Origin of the sequence: Mesorhizobium amorphae, from assembly GCF_014843845.1 — a bacterium.
Taxonomy (GTDB): domain Bacteria; phylum Pseudomonadota; class Alphaproteobacteria; order Rhizobiales; family Rhizobiaceae; genus Mesorhizobium; species Mesorhizobium amorphae_A.
The window spans coordinates 140019-160902 of sequence record NZ_JHQS01000051.1 but is presented as its reverse complement, the minus strand read 5'-3'; the positions used below and the strand labels follow the sequence as shown (position 1 = coordinate 160902).

Annotated in this window: 19 protein-coding genes; 6 read left to right on the top strand and 13 right to left on the bottom strand. The window is 63.0% G+C overall.

The features are described 5' to 3' along the window. Positions 1 to 92: 92 nt before the first annotated feature. Both tam and ettA read right to left on the bottom strand, forming a co-directional pair. Complete coding sequence (tam, locus tag DH08_RS19155; RefSeq protein WP_192180818.1) at positions 93 to 860, bottom strand: trans-aconitate 2-methyltransferase; 768 nt, start codon at positions 858 to 860, stop codon at positions 93 to 95. A 47-nt stretch (positions 861 to 907) separates the two neighbouring features. Then, positions 908 to 2557: an energy-dependent translational throttle protein EttA gene (gene ettA / locus DH08_RS19150; RefSeq protein ID WP_192180817.1), complete on the bottom strand. Its 1650-nt coding sequence runs from the start codon at positions 2555 to 2557 to the stop codon at positions 908 to 910. A 268-nt stretch (positions 2558 to 2825) separates the two neighbouring features. On the opposite strand from ettA, the gene DH08_RS19145 reads away from it, so the two are divergent. After that, the gene (locus DH08_RS19145) at positions 2826 to 4106 is read left to right on the top strand and encodes a GGDEF domain-containing protein (protein ID WP_192180816.1); all 1281 of its coding nucleotides are present in this window, start codon (positions 2826 to 2828) and stop codon (positions 4104 to 4106) included. 43 nt (positions 4107 to 4149) lie between these two features. On the opposite strand, the gene DH08_RS19140 is transcribed toward DH08_RS19145, so the two are convergent. After that, positions 4150 to 5148, bottom strand: coding sequence for a ribonuclease T2 family protein (locus tag DH08_RS19140; RefSeq protein WP_192180815.1), 999 nt, complete (start codon positions 5146 to 5148; stop codon positions 4150 to 4152). A gap of 185 nt (positions 5149 to 5333) precedes the next feature. Between DH08_RS19140 and DH08_RS19135 the strand changes: the two genes are divergently transcribed. The 3 genes from DH08_RS19135 (at position 5334) to DH08_RS19125 (ending at position 9168) form a co-directional block, all read left to right on the top strand. Continuing rightward, positions 5334 to 6266: an alpha/beta fold hydrolase gene (locus DH08_RS19135; protein WP_192180814.1), complete on the top strand. Its 933-nt coding sequence runs from the start codon at positions 5334 to 5336 to the stop codon at positions 6264 to 6266. Between the two features lie 80 nt (positions 6267 to 6346). Next, entirely contained in the window at positions 6347 to 7522 is a 1176-nt protein-coding gene (locus tag DH08_RS19130; protein WP_192180813.1) for a CaiB/BaiF CoA transferase family protein, read from the top strand. Then, entirely contained in the window at positions 7519 to 9168 is a 1650-nt protein-coding gene (locus DH08_RS19125; RefSeq protein ID WP_192180812.1) for a thiamine pyrophosphate-binding protein, read from the top strand. Before DH08_RS19130 ends, DH08_RS19125 begins: the two co-directional genes overlap by 4 nt. 43 nt (positions 9169 to 9211) lie before the next feature. On the opposite strand, the gene DH08_RS19120 is transcribed toward DH08_RS19125, so the two are convergent. Then, on the bottom strand, positions 9212 to 9664 hold the full coding sequence (locus tag DH08_RS19120; RefSeq protein ID WP_192180811.1) for a CHRD domain-containing protein: 453 nt from the start codon (positions 9662 to 9664) through the stop codon (positions 9212 to 9214). A 151-nt stretch (positions 9665 to 9815) separates the two neighbouring features. Further along, positions 9816 to 11099: a cystathionine gamma-synthase family protein gene (locus DH08_RS19115; RefSeq protein ID WP_192180810.1), complete on the bottom strand. Its 1284-nt coding sequence runs from the start codon at positions 11097 to 11099 to the stop codon at positions 9816 to 9818. 121 nt (positions 11100 to 11220) lie between these two features. Between DH08_RS19115 and DH08_RS19110 the strand changes: the two genes are divergently transcribed. Further along, on the top strand, positions 11221 to 11679 hold the full coding sequence (locus DH08_RS19110) for a winged helix-turn-helix transcriptional regulator (RefSeq protein ID WP_192180809.1): 459 nt from the start codon (positions 11221 to 11223) through the stop codon (positions 11677 to 11679). A 51-nt stretch (positions 11680 to 11730) separates the two neighbouring features. On the opposite strand, the gene DH08_RS19105 is transcribed toward DH08_RS19110, so the two are convergent. The 4 genes from DH08_RS19105 to DH08_RS19090 are packed head-to-tail and all read right to left on the bottom strand — an operon-like array spanning position 11731 to position 15594. Continuing rightward, complete coding sequence (locus tag DH08_RS19105; RefSeq protein ID WP_192180808.1) at positions 11731 to 12702, bottom strand: ABC transporter substrate-binding protein; 972 nt, start codon at positions 12700 to 12702, stop codon at positions 11731 to 11733. 41 nt (positions 12703 to 12743) lie between these two features. Then, entirely contained in the window at positions 12744 to 13898 is a 1155-nt protein-coding gene (locus tag DH08_RS19100) for an ABC transporter permease (protein ID WP_192180807.1), read from the bottom strand. Then, positions 13895 to 14773 carry an ABC transporter permease gene (locus DH08_RS19095; RefSeq protein WP_192180806.1) on the bottom strand — a complete coding sequence of 293 codons (879 nt, stop codon included), beginning with the start codon at positions 14771 to 14773 and terminating at the stop codon, positions 13895 to 13897. The genes DH08_RS19100 and DH08_RS19095 overlap by 4 nt, the downstream gene beginning before the upstream one ends. A 29-nt stretch (positions 14774 to 14802) precedes the next feature. Further along, a complete protein-coding gene (locus DH08_RS19090) occupies positions 14803 to 15594 on the bottom strand; it encodes an ABC transporter ATP-binding protein (protein WP_192180805.1) in 792 nt (263 codons plus the stop codon). A 116-nt stretch (positions 15595 to 15710) separates the two neighbouring features. Here DH08_RS19090 and DH08_RS19085 point away from each other — a divergent pair, with 116 nt between their 5' ends. Continuing rightward, a complete protein-coding gene (locus DH08_RS19085) occupies positions 15711 to 16115 on the top strand; it encodes a cupin domain-containing protein (protein WP_192180804.1) in 405 nt (134 codons plus the stop codon). A 26-nt stretch (positions 16116 to 16141) separates the two neighbouring features. Here the strand turns inward: DH08_RS19085 and DH08_RS19080 are convergent, their stop codons facing one another. The 4 genes from DH08_RS19080 to aptA all read right to left on the bottom strand — a co-directional run bounded on the left by DH08_RS19080 (position 16142) and on the right by aptA (position 20685). After that, entirely contained in the window at positions 16142 to 16519 is a 378-nt protein-coding gene (locus tag DH08_RS19080) for a hypothetical protein (protein ID WP_192180803.1), read from the bottom strand. A gap of 2 nt (positions 16520 to 16521) precedes the next feature. Beyond that, positions 16522 to 17973, bottom strand: a complete 1452-nt coding sequence (gene hydA, locus DH08_RS19075; protein WP_192180802.1) for a dihydropyrimidinase — start codon at positions 17971 to 17973, stop codon at positions 16522 to 16524. Positions 17974 to 18035: 62 nt separating this feature from the next. Continuing rightward, the gene (locus DH08_RS19070; RefSeq protein ID WP_192180801.1) at positions 18036 to 19286 is read right to left on the bottom strand and encodes a Zn-dependent hydrolase; all 1251 of its coding nucleotides are present in this window, start codon (positions 19284 to 19286) and stop codon (positions 18036 to 18038) included. 70 nt (positions 19287 to 19356) lie between these two features. Further along, positions 19357 to 20685, bottom strand: coding sequence for an omega-aminotransferase AptA (aptA, locus tag DH08_RS19065; RefSeq protein WP_192180800.1), 1329 nt, complete (start codon positions 20683 to 20685; stop codon positions 19357 to 19359). Positions 20686 to 20884: the final 199 nt, after the last annotated feature.

Here is a 20884-nt window from a genome sequence, read left to right as displayed (position 1 = left end):
GGCCCGGTGCAACCCTTGTCGCATTTGGCCGGTTTATGCCAGCTTAAACCGCCATTTCCCGTTTCTATCGCGGTGAGTTGACCGACACGCGGTCAGGCTCTCTTGGCGACGATGAAGATACGGGGGAAGCGCAGCAGGACCTTGCCGTCCGCCGTCCTCGGATAGGCCTCTGCGATCTTTGCGGTGTAGTGGTCGAGGAACATGGTCTTCTCGTCCGCGTCGAGCGGATCTAGGAACGGCTTCAAGCCCGTCGACTTCACCCATTCGACGATCGCTTCAGCGTCGGCCAGCGGGTGGTTGTAGATCGTGTGCCAGATATCGAGTCGGTCCGAGAGGGGCGACAGAAGATCATAGTAGAACGAAACCGGCGGCAGCTGCCCGCGCGCCGCTCCTTCCATCTTTGCGGCAAACGGCATCTCGGCGGCCGTCTCCCGCATCAGGCGATGCGAGTCCTCGCCAAGATTGTCCGGCATCTGAATGGCAAGCGCGCCGCCCGGCGCCAGGAAACCCATCAGCCGCTGGAAGACGGCCGGATGCTCCGGCAGCCACTGGAACACCGCATTGGCGAAGACCACGTCGACCGGGTTCTCCGGCTGCCATGTTGCCGCATCCGCCAGATCGAAGGTGACATCGGGCAGGCGCGCCCTCGCCTTCTCGATCATGTCGGGCGAAGTGTCGAAGCCGCTGACTTGGGCGTCTGGCCAGCGCTCGACCAGAAGCTCGGTCGAATTGCCCGGTCCGCAGCCAATATCGACGACCTGGCGCGGAAAATCCACCGGCACTTGCTGGACGAGATCGCGCGCGGGCCGCGTGCGCTCGTCCTCGAATTTCAGATATTGGGCGGCGGACCAATCAGCCATGTCAGCTCCTCAGATCACCTGGAGAATTCGCCGCCCCGACAAATATCCTACCGCGTCAGCCTCTTATACGTCATCCGGTGCGGGTTGACGGCATCCGGTCCGAGGCGCCGGATCTTGTCCTGCTCGTAATCCTCGAAATTGCCCTCGAACCATTCGACATGGCTGTCGCCCTCGAAGGCGAGGATGTGCGTCGCCAGGCGATCGAGGAACATACGATCGTGGGAGATGATGACGGCGCAGCCGGCGAAGCTTTCCAGCGCGTCTTCGAGCGCGGCCAGCGTTTCGGTGTCGAGGTCGTTGGTCGGCTCGTCGAGCAGCAGCACATTGCCGCCGGTCTTCAGCATCTTGGCCAGATGCACGCGGTTGCGCTGACCGCCGGAGAGGTTGCCGACCTTCTGCTGCTGGTCCTGGCCGCGGAAGTTGAACGACGAGCAGTAGGCGCGCGTATTGGCTTCGTATTTGCCGAGCTTGACCACTTCGGCGCCGCCCGAAATCTCTTCCCACACAGTCTTCGACGGATCGAGCGCGTCGCGGCTCTGGTCGACATAGCCGAGCTTGACCGTCTCGCCGACGCGGATCGTGCCGGCGTCCGGCTTTTCCTGGCCCGTGATCATCTTGAACAGCGTCGTCTTGCCGGCGCCGTTCGGACCGATGACGCCGACGATGCCGCCCGGCGGGAGCTTGAACTCCAGGCCCTCGATCAGGAGCGTGTCGTTAAAGCCCTTCGACAAATCGGCGACCTCGATCACCACATTGCCGAGGCGCTCGCCATGCGGGATGACGATCTGCGTATCGGTCGGACGGCGGCTGTCGGCGGCGACCAGCAGGTCCTCGAACGCCTTGATACGCGCCTTGGACTTGGTCTGGCGGGCCTTCGGGCTGGACTGGATCCACTCGCGCTCGCGCCCGATGGCGCGCTGGCGGGCATCGTCCTCGCGGCCTTCCTGCTTGAGCCGCTTGGCCTTGGCTTCGAGGTATTTAGTGTAGTTGCCCTCATAGGGAATGCCGCGGCCGCGGTCGAGTTCCAGGATCCAGCCGGTGACATTGTCGAGGAAGTAGCGATCGTGGGTGATGATCATCACCGCGCCCGGATAGGCGCGCAGATGCTTTTCCAGCCACGCCGTGGTTTCGGCGTCGAGATGGTTGGTCGGTTCGTCGAGCAGCAGAAGGTCGGGCTGGCGCAGCAGCAGCTGGCAGAGCGCGACGCGGCGGCGCTCACCGCCCGACAGCTTGGTGACTTCGGAATCCTTGGGCGGGCAGCCCAGCGCTTCCATCGCCATCTCGACCTGCTGTTCGAGATCCCACAGGTTCAACCGGTCCATCTCGTCCTGGAGCTTGGCCGACTCGTCCGCCGTCTCGTCGGAATAGTTCATCATCAATTCGTTGTAGCGCTCGATGATGGCGGTCTTGGCGGCAACGCCTTCCATGACGTTCTCGAATACGGTCTTCTTCGCGTCGAGCGCCGGCTCCTGCGCCAAATAGCCGACGGTAGCTCCCTCGGCCAGCCACGCCTCGCCGTTCCAGTCCTTGTCGATGCCGGCCATGATCTTGAGGATCGTCGACTTGCCGGCGCCGTTGGGGCCGAGAATGCCGATCTTGGCGTCGGGATAGAAGGACAGATGGATGTTCTCGAGCACCTTCTTGGTGCCGTAGGCCTTGTTGAGGCCGGCCATGTGATAGATGAACTGGCGTGCCACGCGCGCTTTCCCTGATAATTGACCGAAAATGTCGGATTGAATGGAGGTTGCGCGCTATGTAGGCGATGCCGGGCCGAACGGCAATCGCTTTCGGTGGCCTCGGGTCATTCCCGAAGCTTTCGTCAGGCTGGTGAGGTCGCCAGATTATCGACGTTTCGGTTCACTGCACCACCTCACGAAAGCACCGGTTAATCATTCCGCGTCAAAACGGTGTCGAATGGAAATCGCTGGCAAGCCGCGATTTCCGAGGAGAGATCGGATCGACGGATTGCTGAACGGTTTCCTGCTCCTTGCCGAGGCGGTTCTCTACTTCGGCGTCATGGTCACGCTGTTCCGCTTGCGGGATCGCATCGGCCTCGGCGTCTTCATCTGCGCGCTCGGCGTCATGCACTTCCTCGAGACCTATCTCGCCAGCGTGTTTTACGTCGCCCTGCCCTTCGGCATGGTTTCACCGGGTTCGGCCGTGCTGTTTTCCGGCAAGCTGGTGATGCTGCTTCTGCTCTACATCAAGGAAGACGCGGCTACGGTGCGGCAGCCCATCCATGGCCTGCTGCTCGGCAACGCGCTGATGATCGGCCTGGTGCTGATCCTTCGCCTGCATACGATTTCACCGCTTGCCGACGGCAAGCTTCCCGACATCGGCTTCATCGACCAGTTGGGCTGGCTGATGGTGTGGGGCACGTCGCTTCTGTTCGTCGACGCCATCCTGATCATCCTGCTCTACGAAAAGCTCGGCCGTTACCTGCGCAATGCGCCCTTTGCCCGCATTCTGGTCTGCGTCGCCTGCGTGCTGACCTTCGACCAGGCGGGTTTCTTCACCGCGCTGCATTTCGTCGCCGGTGCACCGATCGCGGTCTTCTTCGGCGGCTGGTTCGCCAAGATGGGCGCGGCCCTTGTCTACAGCCTGATGCTGATTGCCTATCTCAAATGGTTTGAGGCGCGCCCGATCACCGTGCCGCGCGGCCTGTCTGACATCTTCGACACGCTGACCTATCGCGAGCGCTACGAGGCCCTGGTCAAGCATGTCGGCCGTGACGGCCTGACCGGCCTGCTGCATCGCGGCAGCTTCGAAACCGACGGCGAAGCTGCCATCGCGGCCAGTCTGCCGACCGCCAAACCGCTCAGCCTGCTGATCGTCGATGTCGACCATTTCAAATCGATCAACGACCGTTTCGGTCATACCGAGGGCGACAAGGTGCTGAAGTCGATCGCCGCCGTGCTGACCGAGGCCGCCGGCGCCGAACACAAGGTGTTCCGCATCGGCGGCGAGGAATTCGCCATCCTTTGCGCGCAGCCGCATGCCGTCGCAAGGCTTCTCGGCGAAAGCATCCGGCATGCCGTCAAGGCCTCGGCCGGCACCAGCAAATTCGACCTTACCGTCAGCGTCGGCATCTCCAGCCTCAGCGAGACGACCCGCTGCCTCGCCGATGTCTTCGCACTGGCCGACCAGCGTCTCTACAAGGCCAAAGCGGCCGGTCGCGACCGCGTCGTCGGCGAGCTGGGCGACGCTCAAGTCGAAAGCCTCGACGCCTGGACACGGTCGGCGTAAGCGCATCAGTCGCTGTCGCCAGCGCCGGCGAAAGCCCGCGCGCTTACTGCAACCCGATCGGGTCGACGGTGCCCTTTGGGCAGCCGGCCTTGGTCGTCGGCGCCGAAGCCTGCATCAGATCGCCGAGCGAGCTGGTCGCGCCGATCGGGCCCGTCAGGCCGAGCGTCAGCTCGCCGATCAGGCGCCTGCCGCTCGACGGGTCGACCAGGCAAGACACCCGGACTCGTTCGCCTGATCCGGCGCCGAAGGCGCTGTCGAAGGCGCGACGGATCTGGTCCGACGTCACCTGCTTGCCGATATTCTTGGTGAAAAGCTCGCGCACCGGCGACGCATTCACCGCGCGCATCAGGTTCAGCGCGTCGACAAAATACTCCTGCTGGCTCTTGCCGTAGCAGGTACCGTGCTTGATCCATTCATGCCTATCGAGATCGGACTTGGTGCCCGGCATCACCTGGTCAAGCTCCGACCGCGTGTTGGGATCGAGGTTGACCGGCGGCAGGTCCCGCCAGTGAGCCGGATTGTCGTTGGCCTTGTCGCTGGCCGCCACCTGACAATAGAAATTGCCGTTCGGCTGCGGCCACAACCCATGCAGGGTGAAATGCGTCGCTTCGAACCCCGCCGGGGCCTGCGCCTGGCATTCGGTCTTGTTGGACTTGGTTTCGCAGAAGGCCGGCTGCCAGCTTAGCGCGAAGACATATTCGGGTTTCCCAGAGGCCGGCGCCGACGGCTTGGTCTGATCGGCCGGTGCAGGCGCGATTGCGGCGCTGCCGCCGGTGACGTGGCCGCAGCTGATCTTCACCCAACGGCGTTCGGGATCGGCGCCCGGCACCAGGATGAGATAATGCGTTGGCGCGTCCTTGTTGCCGGCAAGCAGCTGGTAGCTTTGCCCCGCCTCGGTCGAGACATTGCCGGGGTTCTTGCCACTCTTGATCGCTTGCGTCGCCGGACAGGCGGCGTCAGCGACGAAGGCGACGTCGGCTCGCGCCGCACCGGCCACCGAGGTGAGCAGGAGAGCCAAAACGAAAGAAAAACATGTCCGCATACCCTTGCCCCGGCTGGAAGATACTGCGCCACACACTGCCTTTGTCTCCGTGTCAGAATTGCGATAGCGCGCCACAAGATCAGAAACATTCACAACTCGGAATCGTCATGCCGGATTGACGCAAAACCGGCGCCGGCGCAAACAAAACTCTTGTGAGCGCGAAAGCGCGGGGGGACCAAGAGACAATGCCATTCAGCCAACAGCGCATGGTCAAATCGCCGACCGGCGCGGAGCTCAACCTTTATGTGAAGCACGCTGGCGGCCATCCGCGCGCCGTCATCCAGATCAACCATGGATTGGCCGAGCACGCAGCGCGCTATGCCCGCTTCGCCGATTTCCTCGGCGAGCGCGGTTTTCACGTCTACGCCCACGACCATCGCGGCCACGGCGCAACCAGGGCGCCCGATGCCCCGCTGGGCCAGTTCGCAGACAGGGATGGTGTTGCTAAGGTCGTCGCCGATGTCAACGTCATCCACGACCTCATCGCTACGGAGCGACCAGGCCTGCCGGTCATCGTCTTCGGCCATTCGATGGGAGCCTCGGTGGCGCTCAATTTTGTCCTGGCGCACTCAGCCCGTATCCATGCCGCCGCGATCTGGAACGGCAATTTCTCGCAAGGCCTGCTCGGCCAGCTGGCATTAGCCATCCTGGCCTGGGAACGGTTCCGGCTCGGTTCCGACGTGCCGTCGCGCATCTTGCCGAGGCTGACCTTCCAGGCCTGGGGCAAGGCGGTGCCCAATCACAAGACACTGTTCGACTGGCTGTCGCGCGACGAAGCCGAAGTGGCGAAATACATCGCAGATCCGCTATGCGGCTGGGACGCGTCCGTGTCGATGTGGCGCGACGTGGTCAACATGACGCAACACGGCGGCAAGGACAGCAGCTTCGCGAACGTCCGGCGGGATCTCTTCGTAAACCTGGTCGGCGGTGAAAAGGACCCCGCTTCCGACTACGGCAAGGCGGTCGGCCATCTCACGAAACGCATGCGCACGATGGGCCTTTCGAATCTGGTTTCAAAGGTTTACGCCGAGACCCGCCACGAAAGCCTGAACGAGGTCAATCGTGACACCATCATGAACGATTTCGCCGCCTGGGCCGAAACTGTCCTGAAGCGATGAAGGCTTGGCCCAGCGCAAGGATCGTGACAGCGGCGTTGGGGGTTGATAGAGGCTGCGGTTCCGACCAATTCTGGTGATCCATGACTGAGCCTCCCCTGAAAGGCATCCGCGTTATTGAACTCGCCCGCATCCTTGCCGGGCCGTGGGCCGGGCAATTGCTGGCCGATCTCGGCGCCGACGTCATCAAGGTCGAGAGCCCGGAAGGTGGCGACGACACCCGCAAATGGGGGCCACCCTTCGTCATGAGCCATGACGGCGAGAACCTGTCGGCCGCCTACTACCATTCCTGCAATCGCGGCAAACGCTCCATCGCCGTCGACTTCTCCACGCCCGAAGGCGCCGAGACCGTGCGCCGGCTGGTCGCGACCGCGGACGTGATGATCGAGAACTTCAAGCTCGGCGGCCTCAGGAAATACGGGCTCGACTATGATAGCCTGAAGAAGATCAATCCCCGCCTCGTCTATTGCTCGATCACCGGCTTCGGCCAGGACGGACCTTACGCGCCGCGCGCCGGCTACGACTTCATCATCCAGGCCATGGCCGGCATGATGTCGATCACCGGCGAAGCGGGCCGCGAGCCGCAGAAGGCCGGCGTCGCCATCTCGGATCTCTTCACCGGACTTTATTCGGTGATCGCCATCCAGGCAGCGCTCCGACACGCCGAAAAAACCGGCGAGGGCCAGCATATCGACATGGCGCTGTTCGACAGCCAGATCTCGGCGCTCGGCAACCAGAACCTCAACTATCTGGTGTCCGGCAAATCGCCGGTGCAGATGGGCAATGCGCATATGAACATCGCGCCCTACGAGGTGGTGCCGGTCAGGGATGGCCACATCATCCTGGCGGTCGGCAATGACGGCCAGTTCCAAAAATTCTGTGCCGCCGTCGGCCTCGACGATTTGCCTGCCAATATCGATTTCGCCACCAACCCCGCCCGCGTCGCCAACCGAGCGAAACTGCGTGAGCGCATGATCGAGACGCTGAAGGATATCGATCGCGATCCGCTTCTGGCGAAGCTGGAAGCCGCAAGCGTACCGGCCAGCCCGATCAACACCATCGGTCAGATGTTTGCCGATCCGCAGACGATCGCACGCGGCATGCGCCTCGACCTGGACGATGGTCATGGCAATCTTCTGCCCTCGGTGCGGGCGCCGATGGTCATGTCCGGCACGCCGCTGGTCTATGAGCGCCCCTCGCCGCGCCTAGGCGAACACACCGAAGAGATCCTTGCCGAACTGGAGAAGTCGGGACAATGAAGACAGGCGGACAACTGATCGTCGACGCGCTCGAAGCCAATGCCACCGATCGCATCTATTGCGTGCCGGGCGAATCCTATCTGGCGGTGCTCGACGCCCTGCACGATTCGCCGATCCGCACCATCGTCTGCCGCCAGGAAGGCGGTGCCGCGATGATGGCCGACTGCCACGGCCGCCTGACCGGCAAGCCCGGTATCTGCTTCGTCACCCGCGGCCCCGGCGCCACCAACGCCTCGGCCGGCATCCACATTGCCATGCAGGATTCGGTTCCCGTCATCCTGTTCATCGGCCAGGTCGCCAGCCACGCCAAGGAGCGCGAGGCTTTCCAGGAAGTCGACTACAAGCGCTTCTTCGGCGATATCGCCAAATGGGTGGTCGAGATCGACGCCGCCGCGCGCATCCCCGAATTCGTCACCCGCGCCTTTGCGGTGGCAACCTCCGGCCGACCCGGCCCGGTCGTCATCTCGCTGCCAGAGGACATGCTGACCAGCCTTGTAGAGGCGCCCGCGGCCTTGCCGCACACACCAGTTGAAACCCGCCCCGGTGAAGCCGAACTCGACGCGCTGGAGAAACTTCTTGGCAAGGCCAAGCGGCCCTTCGTCATCCTTGGCGGCACGCGCTGGGATGCCGATGCGGTGGCGCGGATGCGAGCAATCGCCGAAGCCTGGTCGCTGCCGGTCGGCTGCTCCTTCCGCCGCCAGATGCTGTTCGACCATCTGCACCCCAACTATGCCGGTGACGTCGGCATTGGCATCAACCCGAAGCTGGCGACGGCGATCAAGCAGGCCGACCTCGTACTTCTGATCGGCGGGCGCATGGGCGAAATGCCCTCCTCCGACTACACGCTGCTGAAAAGCCCCTACCCTGACCAGACGCTGGTCCATGTCCACGCCGATGCCGGCGAGCTTGGTCGCGTCTACCGGCCGGCGCTTGCGATCAACGCCTCGCCTTCGGCCTTCGTCGAGGCCTTCGCCAAACACAAGCCCACGGCCACGCCGGCATGGGCAGACGAGACGCCGAAGCTGCATGCCGCTTATCTCGATTGGTCGACGCCGCCGGAAAGCGGCCCCGGCTCGGTCCAGATGGGGCCGATCATGAATTATCTGGAAAAGGTCCTGCCAGACGACGCCATCCTCACCAACGGCGCCGGCAACTACGCCACCTGGGTGCACCGCTTCCACCGTTCCCGCCGCTTTGCCACGCAGGCGGCTCCGACCTCCGGCTCGATGGGCTACGGCACCCCTGCTGCGGTCGCCGCCAAGGATCTTTATCCGGACCGCACCGTGGTCGCCTTTGCCGGCGACGGCTGCTTCCTGATGAACGGGCAGGAATTCGCCACCGCCGTGCAATACGACCTGCCGATCGTCGTGGTCGTGGTCAACAACGGCATCTACGGCACCATCCGCATGCATCAGGAGCGCGAGTATCCGGGCCGCGTCGTCGCCACCGATCTCAAGAATCCAGACTTCGCCGCGCTGGCCCGCGCCTATGGCGGCCATGGCGAAACGGTCGAGAAGACCGCCGATTTCGCCCCGGCCTTCGAGCGCGCCCGCGCCAGCGGCAAGCCGGCGATCGTCGAGATCAGGCTCGATCCCGAGGCGATCACCCCGACCCGCACGATGACGCAGATCCGCGACAAGACTTAGGCAGCAGAAAGGGGCGGTCGCCCGCCCCGTTCTGCCGACAGAACTACATCGCTGCCGCCGCTTTCTCGATCTGCCCGCGGATCTCGCCGTCCTTGTTGGCGGCGGTGTGGACGTTGATGTAGTCCTTGCCGGCCATCAGATCAGCAGCCTGCGCGTCGGTCAGGACGGCCGACCCCTTGATCGGGCTCTTCAGCTTGCCCTTGAACGGGATCGCCACGCCCGCGTTCTCGCCCATTGCGGCCGGACCATGGATGTGCGCCATCGTCGCCGCGCCGCTGAGACCGGAATATTTCACGTTCCAACTGAGCTTCTTGCTGGTCGTGTCGAACGTCAGCGTCGCCGTGCCCTTGCCCTTCGTGGTCACCGCCGGGTTCTGCTGGCCGCCGTCGAGCGTCGCTTTCATCTTCACCGTCTCGGCCGTGGCCGGCGAGACGAACAGGAAAGCCGTCGAAACGGCGAGCGCCGACAATGTCGGCACGAGGGACTGGATGCGCATGAAAAAATCTCCGTTGGGCAGTATCATCCTTGAACTGGATGCACCGGCATAACGGTTTGGCGAACGGATGTTTCCCAGGGTAACGCCGATGTGACATCGCATCAAAAAGGGCGGTCGCCCGCCCCTTTCTGAGTCTTCGTGAAGGCAAGAATCAGACGGTCGCCAGCGCCTGCGTCAGGTCGGCAATCAGGTCGTCGGGGTGTTCGACGCCGATGGAGAGCCTGACCGTGGTCTCAAGCACGCCGATGCGCTGGCGCACGTCGAAGGGAATACCCGAATGGGTCATGGCCGCCGGATGGCTGGCCAGCGATTCCGTTCCGCCGAGGCTTACCGCCAGCTTGAAGATCTGCAGGCCGTTCAGAAAGGCGAAAGCCGCCTTCTGGCCGCCTCTGATATCGAAGGAGAATGTCGAGCCGGCGCCGCTGCATTGCACCCGATAGGCGCGGCCTGCAAGCGTGTCCTCGCCCAGGAACGGCAGATAATGCACCTTCTCGACCTTGGCATGGTCGCGCAGGAATTCGGCGACCAGGCGCGCATTGTCGTTGGCCCGCTCCATGCGGATCGACAGCGTCTCCAGCGAGCGGCCGAGCATCCAGCAGGAATGCGGGTCGAGCTGCGTGCCGATCGCCCCGCGCAGCGCCTTGATCGGCTTGGTGACCGCCTTGCCGCCCATAGCGGCACCCGCGATCAGGTCGGAATGGCCGCCGACATATTTGGTCAGCGAATAGACGGAAACATCGGCGCCATGTTCGATCGGCCGCTGGAACACCGGGCCGAGCAGCGTGTTGTCGCACACGATGATCGGCGCCGACCCTTGGCCCGCGCCGATCTCGTCGGCGATCCTCCGCATCAGCGCGATATCGACCAGGCTGTTGGTCGGATTTGACGGCGTTTCGATCAGGATGACCGAGACACGGCCCTTCGCGACTGCTGCGTCGGCAGCGGCCCGCACCGCCGTTTCGTCGACACCGTCCGCAAAACCGACAGCGCCGATGCCGAAGCCGGCAAGCGTGCGCGTCAGAAGCGTCTCGGTGCCGCCATAAAGCGGCTGCGAATGCAGGATGACGTCGCCTGGGCGGGCGTAGGCAAGCAGTGTCGTCGCGATCGCCGACATGCCGGACGAGAACAGGATGCAGGCTTCCGTTCCCTCATAGACCGCAAGTCGGTCCTCGACGATCTCGCTGTTGGGGTGATTGAAACGCGAATAGACCAGACCGGAAGCCGTGCCGCTCGGCGGCTCCTTGCGGCCGGAGGTGTAGTCGAAGAAGTCGCGTCCCTCTTCCGCCGACTTGAACACGAAGGTCGAGGTGAGGAACACCGGCGGCTTGACGGCACCCTCCGAAAGCTGCGGATCGAAGCCATAGCTCAGCATCAGCGTCTCCGGGTGGAGCTTGTGGTTGCCGATATGGGTTTTCGACGGGCGCGGCGCGGTCATGGTTTTTCTGCCTTTTGAGGAGTGTCTCACGGCAATTTATGCCATCCCGATCGTGCAGTCCTTGCTATTTTTGGGCCGGCATGACTGCACTCTCGCAAGAAATTGCCTCAGGAGACGCAGAGTGCAGCAGAAGATAGCCGACGATTTCGATCGCAAGATCCTGCGTGAGCTGCAAGCCGACGCTCGCATCACCAACAACGAGCTTGCCGAGCGGATCGGTCTGTCGCCGTCGCCTTGCCTGCGGCGTGTGCGGCGCCTGGAGGAAACCGGCGTCATCAGAGGCTACACCACGCTGGTCGATCCGGCCGCTTTCGGCTGGACCATGGTTGCCATCGCCACCGTCCGGCTCAGCCGCCAGAACGAGGACGAGATCGTCATGTTCGAGGACGCGATCCGCGGCTGGGAAGAGGTGCTGGAATGCCACCTCGTGACCGGTTCGCGCGATTATGTGCTGAAGGTGGTGACAGGAAGCCTCGACCAGTACGAGCGCTTCATCAAGGAGAAGATCGCCCGGCTGAAATGCGTCGCCTCGATCGAGACCAGCTTCGTCATGAACACCATAAAGGAACGGCGCCTCTGACACTTGGCCAGAGGCGCCGCTTTAAAGATCAGTATCCTTGCTTAGGCAGACCTACTTGATCGCCTTGTCGGTGATCGCGGTCGTGTAGGCGCCGCTAGGCTCCTTGGTGATGATCTTCTGGTCCAGCAGTGCCTTGGCGGTGCGCTCATAGGTCGCCGGATCGAGCTTGCCGTCGGCATTGTCGATCAGCTTGGCAACCTCGCCCATCATGCGCTTCTGATGGTTTTCGTCCTGGCCGCCATTGTCCATGACGATGCCGGCCGCCTCGTCGGAATTGTCGACGGCGTATTTCCAGCCCTTCATAGAGGCGCGCACGAACCGCACCATCTTGTCCTCGAAGGCCGGATCCTTGAGCTTGTCCTCGGAGGCATAGAGCCCGTCTTCAAGCAGGTCGTTGCCCATGGCCGAGTAGTTGAACACGATCAACTGGTCCGGCTTGTAGCCGGCATCGATCAGCTGCCAGTATTCGTTGTAGGTCATGACCGAAATGCAGTCGGCCTGCTTCTGGATCAGCGGCTGCACGTCAAAGCTCTGCTTCAGCACGGTGACGCCGTCCGGACCGCCTTCGGTCTTCAGGCCGAGCTTGTTCATCCAGGCGTAGAACGGATACTCGTTGCCGAAAAACCAGACGCCCAGCGTATGGCCCTTGAAGTCGGCTTCGGTCTTGATCGGGCCGTCCTTCGGGCAGACCAGCTCCATGCCGGCCTTCTTGAACGGCTGGGCGATGTTGACCAGCGGCACGCCCTTTTCGCGCGCGGCCAGTGCGCCGCCCATCCAGTCGACGATGACGTCGGCGCCACCGCCGGCGATCACCTGCTCGGGCGCAATATCGGGGCCGCCGGGCTTGATATCGACGTCGAGGCCTTCGGCCTCGTAGAAGCCCTTGGCCTTGGCGACATAGTAGCCGGCGAACTGGGCCTGCGTGACCCATTTCAGTTGCAGCGTCACCTTGTCGGCGGCCATCGCCTGGAAAGCGGCCAGCGACATCGCGCCGGCCAGAACGGGAATAATCAGTCTTTTCATGTTTTTACCCTCTGAAGTTAGTGCCCTTAAACCCACCGCCCCTATCCACCACGGACAGAGGGATGCCAAAACGTGACGGCTCTCTCGAAAAGAGCGACCACGCCATAAAAGACCGAACCCGCAAGTGCTGCAACTGCGATTTCAGCCCAGACCATATCGATGTTCATCCGCCCGACCTCGGTCGAAATGCGGAATCCCATGCCGACGACAGGCGTGCCGAAGAACTCGGCGACGATGGCGCCGATCAGCGCCAGCGTCGAATTGATCTTCAGCGCGTTGAAGATGAAGGGTGCTGCGGCCGGCAGCCGCAGCTTGAACAGTGTCTGCCAGTAGCCCGACGCATAAGTGCGCATCAGGTCGCGTTCCATGTGGCCGGAAGCGGCAAGCCCGGCGACAGTGTTCACCAGCATCGGGAAGAAGGTCATGATGATGACGACCGCCGCCTTGGACTGCCAGTCGAAACCGAACCACATCACCATGATGGGGGCGACGCCGATGATCGGCAGCGCCGAGACCATGTTGCCGATCGGCAGCAGGCCACGCCGCAGGAAGGGCACGCGGTCGGCGGCGATGGCCGCGAGGAAGCCGGCGCCGCTGCCGACGACATAACCGAAGATCACCGCCTTGAAGATGGTTTGCCTGACATCCGCCCCAAGCACCGGCAGCGAGCTGGCAATGCGTGCACCGATGGCACTTGGCGGCGGCAACAGGATGAAGGGAATGCCGGCGCCACGTGTGATCGCTTCCCAGAGGATCAGGATCCAGGCGCCGAAGATCGCCGGGATGATCAGGCGAAGGGCGGTCCTGGCCCAATTCGCGACGGGGCGCAGGGAAGACAGCACCGCCACGCAGCGCCATCCCAGAAGCCACGCAGCGGCGAGCACCAGGAAATACGGCGCCAGTGCCGTGCCTTCGAACCCGTTTATGCCCGTGATCAACAGCCAGGCGGTAAGATGCGCGCCGACGAACAGCACCAGAGCTTCAACGATGGCCGGCAGCCTGGTCATCGAGACCAAAGCTGCAATCACAAGCAGGCCGAACATCAGCCCCTTCGTCACAAGGTAGGGGTAGGGGAAGGACGCCTCGGGTTGCGCCAACGCCGCCGCTTCCGGCTTCGACATCGCCCCGAGCCCGACCGCGATCAGGCACAGCGCGACCGCCAGCACCGCTTGCCAGGAGGGTTTCAGCCAGTTCATGCCGGCCTCCCGCCCATGGCGCGGTCGACGAGACGTCCGGCGATGCCGACCACCATGACTAGAAGCGCGGCCACCACAGAGCCGGCGACCAGCGCCGACCAGATGTCGATGGTCTGGCTGTAATAGGCGCCGGCGAGTAGCTTGGCGCCGATGCCGGCGACCGCACCCGTCGGCAATTCGCCGACGATGGCGCCGACCAGGCTCGCCGCCACCGCCACCTTCATCGAGGTGAACAGGAACGGCACGGAAGCCGGCACGCGCAGCTTCCAGAAGGTCTGCGCGCGGCTGGCATTGTAGGTATGCATCAAATCGAGATGCATGATCTCGGGCGAGCGCAGTCCCTTGACCATGCCGACCGCGACGGGGAAGAACGACAGATAGGTCGAGATCAGTGCCTTCGGAATCAGACCGGTGATGCCGATCGCCGCCAGCACGACGATGATCATCGGCGCCACCGCCAGGATCGGGATCGTCTGCGAAGCGATGATCCATGGCATCAGGCTGCGCTCGAGCGTCGCCACATGCACGATGCCGACGGCAATGACGATGCCGAGCGCGGTGCCGAAGGCGAAGCCGAGCAACGTCGAGGACAGCGTCACCCAGGCATTGTAGACGAGGCTGCGGTTGGAGGTGACGCTGCGCAGAAACGTGTTTTCGAAGAAGTTCGTCGCCACCTGGTGCGGCGCCGGCAGCGTCGGCTTCGGCTGCGACAGCGTCTTGCCGAGGAATTCGACGACGCCGGGCGCTTCGTTGGCGCGGCGGTCGAGATCGCGCTGGAACGGCGTGTTGAGGACGACGGCCATGACGTACCAGACGACGACCACGCCCAAGAGGATCGAGGTCACCGGGACGATCTTGTCGCGGAAGCTATCCATTGAGCGCTCCCCGCGCGGTTGACGCCCCCTCAATCATCATAGCTGTGCCCTGCCCGCAGCCCGTCGCGCACGCGGGCCGCGATCGCCAGAAACTCCGGCGTTTCGCGGATGTCGAGCGGCCGCTTCTTCGGCAGTGTCGATTCGATGATGTCGCTGACACGACCCGGGCGCGGCGACATGACGACGATGCGCGTTGAGAGGTACACCGCCTCGGGAATGGAGTGGGTGACGAAGCAGATCGTCTTGTTGGTCCGCTCCCACAGTTCCAGCAGCTGTTCGTTGAGATGGTCGCGCACGATCTCGTCCAGCGCGCCGAACGGCTCATCCATCAACAGGAGATCGGCGTCGAAGGCGAGCGCGCGCGCGATCGAGGCGCGCTGCTGCATGCCGCCGGATAGCTGCCAGGGATATTTCTTCTCGAAGCCGGAGAGGTTGACCAATTCCAGCGTGCGCTTGATGCGCTCGGCCTGCTCCGCCCTGGAGAGGCCGATGATCTCCAGCGGCAACCCCACATTGCGCTCGATCGTGCGCCACGGGAACAGCGCCGCCGCCTGGAAGACATAGCCGTAGGCTCGGCTTTCGCGCGCCTGCTCCGGCGTCATGCCGTTGACAGAGATGGTTCCGGCGGTCGGCTTCTCCAGATCGGCGATGACGCGCAGCAAGGTCGTCTTGCCGCAGCCGGATGGCCCGATGAAGGAGACGAATTCACCCTTGCCGATGGTGAGATCGACGTTGGACAGCGCCTGCACCGGGCCGTCATTGGTCTGGAAGGTGAGGCCGAGTTTGCTTGCCGAAACGACGGCTGGCGAATTCCCTGTCATAGGCTGCAACCTGCCTCGCCGCATCGCTGCTGCGCTGGCTGGAATCCGGTTGATTTTGTGATTGCGTTGTTTTCCACTCGTCCTGTCCCATCAGATCGACGCCCGGAGTTTCCCCGATGTCGCCTAAACCCACTTGTCATCTTATCCGCCCGGAAAGCTCTTATGAAGGCAAGCAGGGGCTGAGCTACTTCGCCGGCATCGCCGCTGAGACCGTCGGCTCCTCGGGCATCTGCATGCATCTTCTCACCATGCCGCCCGGCGCCCGCGCCAAGGCGCATCTGCATGAAAGCCATGAAACGGCGATCTACGTGCTCTCCGGCGAAGTCCACACCTGGTACGGCGATAAGCTCGAGCAGCAGATCCTGGTCAAGGCCGGCGACCTCTTCTACATCCCCGCCGGCGTCCCGCATTTGCCGGCCAATCTGAGCGGCAGTCCGGCTTCGGCGGTCATCGCCCGCACCGACCCCAACGAACAGGAAAGCGTCATCCTGTTGCCGGAACTGGATGCGCTGGTCGCTTGAGATCATCGAACGAGAGACGCTGGCCGTCATCGGCACCGGGACACTTCCCCGTAAACGGTGCCGTCCTCATCGGCGATCACCAGCTTCTTGGCATTCTTGGGGCTGCGCTTGATGGTGAATTGTATCGGCGACTGACCTTCCTCGCCCTCCGCCGCGCACATGGATTTGACCACCAGTGACCCATCGGCCTGTGCCTTCTTTTCGGTGAAGGTGCAGGCGCTGGCCGCGGTAACGAATGCCTCGTCGCTCAGGAGCAGCATGTCCTCGGCATAGACTTCCTGACCATTCTTGTTGATGCAGCCGGACTTGTTGCCATAGGGCTTGGACAGGTCGATCGCAGCGGCCGAAGCCTGGCCGGCGGCCAGCAGGAACGCGGCCGCCATGGCGAGATGAACAATGCGCATGGTCAGACCCCGGTCGCCGGAATGCCAGTGCGTTCCACCTTGCGCGGCGCGGAAATTTCCTTCCACGTCGACAGTGCCCGGTTGACCGCCGCATTCGGCTCGCGGGCGACGAATTCGCCATGCCCGGGCTTTGCCTTGACCTCGGCTTCCTCGATCGACAATTCGCCGCGCGAGAAGACGAAGCGCGGCAGGCCGGTCACCTCGAAACCTTCGAAGACATTGTAGTCGATCACCGACTGCTGCTTCTTCGAGGTGATCTTCTTCTTGCGCTTCGGGTCCCAGACGACGATGTCGGCATCCGCGCCTTCGACTATGGCGCCCTTCTTCGGATACATGTTGAGGATCTTGGCGATGTTGGTCGAGGTCACCGCGACGAACTCGTTCTTCGTCAGCCGTCCGGTGTTGACGCCTGTGGTCCACAGCATCGGCAAGCGGTCTTCGAGGCCGCCGGTGCCGTTCGGAATCTTTGTGAAATCGCCGACGCCGTTGCGCTTCTGCTTGGTGGTGAAGGCGCAATGGTCGGTCGCCACCACTTGCAGCGATCCGGCCTGCAGGCCCGCCCACAGCGAATCCTGGTGCAGCTTGTTGCGGAAGGGCGGGCTCATCACACGGCGCGCGGCATGGTCCCAGTCCTTGTTGAAATATTCGCTCTCATCGAGCGTCAGGTGCTGGATCAACGGCTCGCCGAACACGCGCATGCCCTTCTGCCGCGCGCGGCGGATGGCCTCATGCGCCTGCTCGCAGGAGACGTGCACGACATAGAGCGGCACGCCGGCCATGTCGGCGATCATGATGGCGCGGTTGGTCGCCTCGCCTTCCACCTCCGGCGGGCGCGAATAGGCGTGCCCCTCCGGCCCGTTGTTGCCGGCGGCAAGCAGCTTCTGCGACAGGGCCGCGACCACGTCGCCATTCTCGGCATGCACCAGCGGCAGCGCGCCGAGATCGGCGCAGCGCTGGAACGACGCATACATCTCGTCGTCGTCGACCATCAGCGCGCCCTTGTAGGCCATGAAATGCTTGAACGAGGTGATGCCCTTGTCGACGATGGTCGCCATCTCGTCGAACACCTGCTTGCCCCACCAGGTGATGGCCATATGGAAGGAATAATCGCAGGACGCCTTCGACGTCTTGTTGTCCCACATCTGCAAGGCTTCGAGCAGCGACTGCTTCGGCGACGGCAGGCAGAAATCGACCACCATCGTCGTACCGCCGGACAAGGCCGCCCGGGTGCCGGATTCGAAATCGTCAGCCGAATAGGTGCCCATGAACGGCATTTCGAGATGCGTGTGCGGATCGACGCCGCCAGGCATGACGTAGCAGCCGGTGGCGTCGAACTCATGGTCGCCATGCAGGTCAGAGCCGATGGCGACGATCTTGCCGTGGCTGAACAACACATCGGCCTTCCAGGTGCGGTCGGCGGTGACGATGGTGCCGTTCTTGATGACTTTGGTCATTTTTGTTCCCCTGTTCTCTTCGCGCTTCTTGGTGAGCAGCGTTGAATTCTAGATTTCTGACCTCACTCCACGATGACAGCCGTCTCCACAACCGCATGGAACAGCACGTCGGCGCCGGCCGCTGCCCATTCCTTGGAGATTTCCTCGGCTTCGTTGTGGCTGAGACCATCGACGCAAGGGCACATCACCATTGCCGTCGGCGCAACGCGGTTGATCCAGCAGGCGTCGTGGCCGGCGCCGGAGACGATGTTGCGGTGCGTGTAGCCCAGCCGGTCGGCGGCATCGCGGATCGCCTTGACGCAGTTCTTGTCGAAGGTGACCGGGTCGAAATGCCCGACCTGTTCGATTTGATATTTGATGTCGAGCGCATCGCAGATCGTGTCGATGCCCTCACGGATGCGCGCGTCCATCGTATCGAGAACCTCTTTTTCCGGCGAGCGGATGTCGATGGTGAAGACGGTACGCCCGGCAATGATGTTGCGCGAGTTCGGATAGACCTGCATGTGGCCGACCGCACCGACGGCGTCGGGCTGATAGTCCATGGCCACCTCGTGCACCAGTTCGATCACCCTGGCCATGCCGAGCCCGGCATTGCGGCGTTTCGGCATCGGCGTCGAGCCGGTATGCGCTTCCTTGCCGGTCAGCGTCACCTGCAGCCATTTCAGTCCCTGGCCATGGGTGACGACGCCGATGTCGATACCCTCGTCCTCGAGGATCGGTCCCTGCTCGATATGCAATTCGAAGAAGGCGTGGATTTGGCGCGCCCCGACCTTCTCGGAGCCTTTCCAGCCGATGCGTTCGAGCTCCTCGCCGAACTTCTTGCCATCCTTGTCGACATGTTCGTAGACGTCGGCCTGGTCGAGCACGCCGGCGAACACGCCAGACGCCATCATCGCCGGCGCGAAGCGCGCGCCTTCTTCGTTGGTCCAGTTGGTGACGACGATCGGATGCCTGGTCTTGATGCCAAGATCGTTGAGCGAGCGCACGACTTCGAGCCCACCGAGCACGCCGAGCACGCCGTCATACTTGCCGCCGGTCGGCTGGGTGTCGAGATGGCTGCCGACATAGACTGGCGGCAGGCTTGGGTCGGTGCCTTCGCGGCGGGCAAACATCGTGCCCATCTCGTCGAGGCCCATTTCGAGCCCGGCGGCCTCGCACCAGCGCTTGAACAGATGCCGGCCCTCGCCGTCCTCGTCGGTCACGGTCTGGCGATTGTTGCCGCCGGCAATGCCGGGCCCAATCTTCGCCATCTCCATGATGGAATCCCACAAACGGTCTGAATTCACTCGCAGATTCTCGCCGGGGGCGGCCATTCAAAGTCCTCTCATTTCATTGCCCGGTCGGGCGGCGGTTCCCGACGCCGCCCGACCGGACAAAGCAAGTTTAGTCTATCGACCTCAGCACATCCCGCACATGGTCGATCAATTCGTTGATCTGGCCCTTGGTGATGATCAGCGGCGGCGACAATGCGATGATGTCGCCGGTGGTGCGGATCAGCGCGCCGCGCTCGAATGCCTTGACGAAGGCCGAGAAGGCCCGCTTCGTCGGCTGTCCGGCGATCGGGGCCAATTCAATCGCGCCGATCAGGCCGATGTTTCTGATATCGATGACATTCGGTTCGCCCTTGAGCGAATGCAGCGCGTCTTCCCAATAGGGCGCCAGGTCCTCGCCACGGGTCAAAAGCCCCTCTTCCTTGTAAGTGTCGAGCGTGCCGAGTGCCGCCGCGCAGGCGATCGGGTTGCCCGAATAGGTGTAGCCGTGGAAGAACTCGATCATGTGCTCGGGGCCGGTCATGAAGGCGTCGTGGATTTCCTTCTTGACGAACACCGCGCCCATTGGGATGACGCCGTTGGAGACGCCCTTGGCCGTCGTCATGATATCGGGCGTGACGCCGAAATAGTCGGCGGCGAACGGCGTACCGAGGCGGCCGAAGCCAGTGATGACCTCGTCGAAGATCAGCAGGATGCCGTGTTTGGTGCAGATCTCTCGCAGCTTCTGGAGATAGCCCTTCGGCGGCAGGATGACGCCGGTCGAACCAGCCACCGGCTCGACGATGACGGCGGCGATGGTCGAGGCATCATGCAACGCGACGATGCGCTCCAGCTCGTTCGCCAGTTCCGCGCCGTGCTCCGGCACGCCCCTGGAGAAGGCATTCTTTTCCGGAAGATGCGTGTGTGGCATGTGGTCGACGCCGCCGAGCAGCGTGCCGAACATCTTGCGGTTGCTAACGATGCCGCCGACCGAGATGCCGCCGAAATTGACGCCGTGATAGCCGCGTTCGCGGCCGATCAGGCGGGTGCGCGCGCCCTCGCCTTTGGCGCGGTGATAGGCGATCGCCATCTTCAGCGCGGTGTCGACCGATTCCGAGCCGGAATTGGTGAAGAAGACATGGTCCATGCCCTTCGGCGCGATGTCGACGAGCCGGTTCGCCAGTTCGAAGACGATCGGGTGGCCCATCTGGAAGGCCGGCGCATAGTCGAGTTCGGCCGCCTGGTGCTGGATCGCCTCGGTGATCTTCGGCCGGCAATGGCCGGCATTGACGCACCACAGACCGGCGGTGCCGTCGAGCACCTTGCGGCCGTCGCTGGTTGTGTAATGCATGTCCTTGGCGGACACGAACATGCGTGGCGCCTGCTTGAACTGGCGGTTTGCCGTGAACGGCATCCAGAATGCGCTGAGATCGTTCGGCGTGACTTTCAGCCGGTTGGACATGACCAAGACTTCCCCTTGTAACCTGTTTCGGTGCGGCCAACGCTTGGTCTTTGCTGCATTTTCGTGCTACGCAAATTTTTGACCGATTGGACAAACGTTAGCACCGCCCTGTCGGCGGTCAAGGGATTACTAGCGGAAATGCGGTATCGGAAGCGCGCTCCACAGGCCTGGGAAAAACTGGTCCAGAGAATTGGTCCAG

Excerpts from the sequence above, each read along its gene's own strand:
- DH08_RS19070 (WP_192180801.1), bottom strand. The coding sequence starts at position 19,286 with ATGGCCGCCCCCGGCGAGAATCTGCGAGTGAATTCAGACCGTTTGTGG.
- aptA (WP_192180800.1), bottom strand. The coding sequence starts at position 20,685 with ATGTCCAACCGGCTGAAAGTCACGCCGAACGATCTCAGCGCATTCTGG.
- DH08_RS19125 (WP_192180812.1), top strand. The coding sequence starts at position 7,519 with ATGAAGACAGGCGGACAACTGATCGTCGACGCGCTCGAAGCCAATGCC.
- DH08_RS19100 (WP_192180807.1), bottom strand. The coding sequence starts at position 13,898 with ATGAACTGGCTGAAACCCTCCTGGCAAGCGGTGCTGGCGGTCGCGCTG.
- DH08_RS19135 (WP_192180814.1), top strand. The coding sequence starts at position 5,334 with ATGCCATTCAGCCAACAGCGCATGGTCAAATCGCCGACCGGCGCGGAG.
- DH08_RS19085 (WP_192180804.1), top strand. The coding sequence starts at position 15,711 with ATGTCGCCTAAACCCACTTGTCATCTTATCCGCCCGGAAAGCTCTTAT.
- hydA (WP_192180802.1), bottom strand. The coding sequence starts at position 17,973 with ATGACCAAAGTCATCAAGAACGGCACCATCGTCACCGCCGACCGCACC.
- DH08_RS19120 (WP_192180811.1), bottom strand. The coding sequence starts at position 9,664 with ATGCGCATCCAGTCCCTCGTGCCGACATTGTCGGCGCTCGCCGTTTCG.
- DH08_RS19140 (WP_192180815.1), bottom strand. The coding sequence starts at position 5,148 with ATGCGGACATGTTTTTCTTTCGTTTTGGCTCTCCTGCTCACCTCGGTG.
- DH08_RS19115 (WP_192180810.1), bottom strand. The coding sequence starts at position 11,099 with ATGACCGCGCCGCGCCCGTCGAAAACCCATATCGGCAACCACAAGCTC.
- DH08_RS19130 (WP_192180813.1), top strand. The coding sequence starts at position 6,347 with ATGACTGAGCCTCCCCTGAAAGGCATCCGCGTTATTGAACTCGCCCGC.
- DH08_RS19095 (WP_192180806.1), bottom strand. The coding sequence starts at position 14,773 with ATGGATAGCTTCCGCGACAAGATCGTCCCGGTGACCTCGATCCTCTTG.
- DH08_RS19090 (WP_192180805.1), bottom strand. The coding sequence starts at position 15,594 with ATGACAGGGAATTCGCCAGCCGTCGTTTCGGCAAGCAAACTCGGCCTC.
- tam (WP_192180818.1), bottom strand. The coding sequence starts at position 860 with ATGGCTGATTGGTCCGCCGCCCAATATCTGAAATTCGAGGACGAGCGC.
- DH08_RS19080 (WP_192180803.1), bottom strand. The coding sequence starts at position 16,519 with ATGCGCATTGTTCATCTCGCCATGGCGGCCGCGTTCCTGCTGGCCGCC.
- DH08_RS19105 (WP_192180808.1), bottom strand. The coding sequence starts at position 12,702 with ATGAAAAGACTGATTATTCCCGTTCTGGCCGGCGCGATGTCGCTGGCC.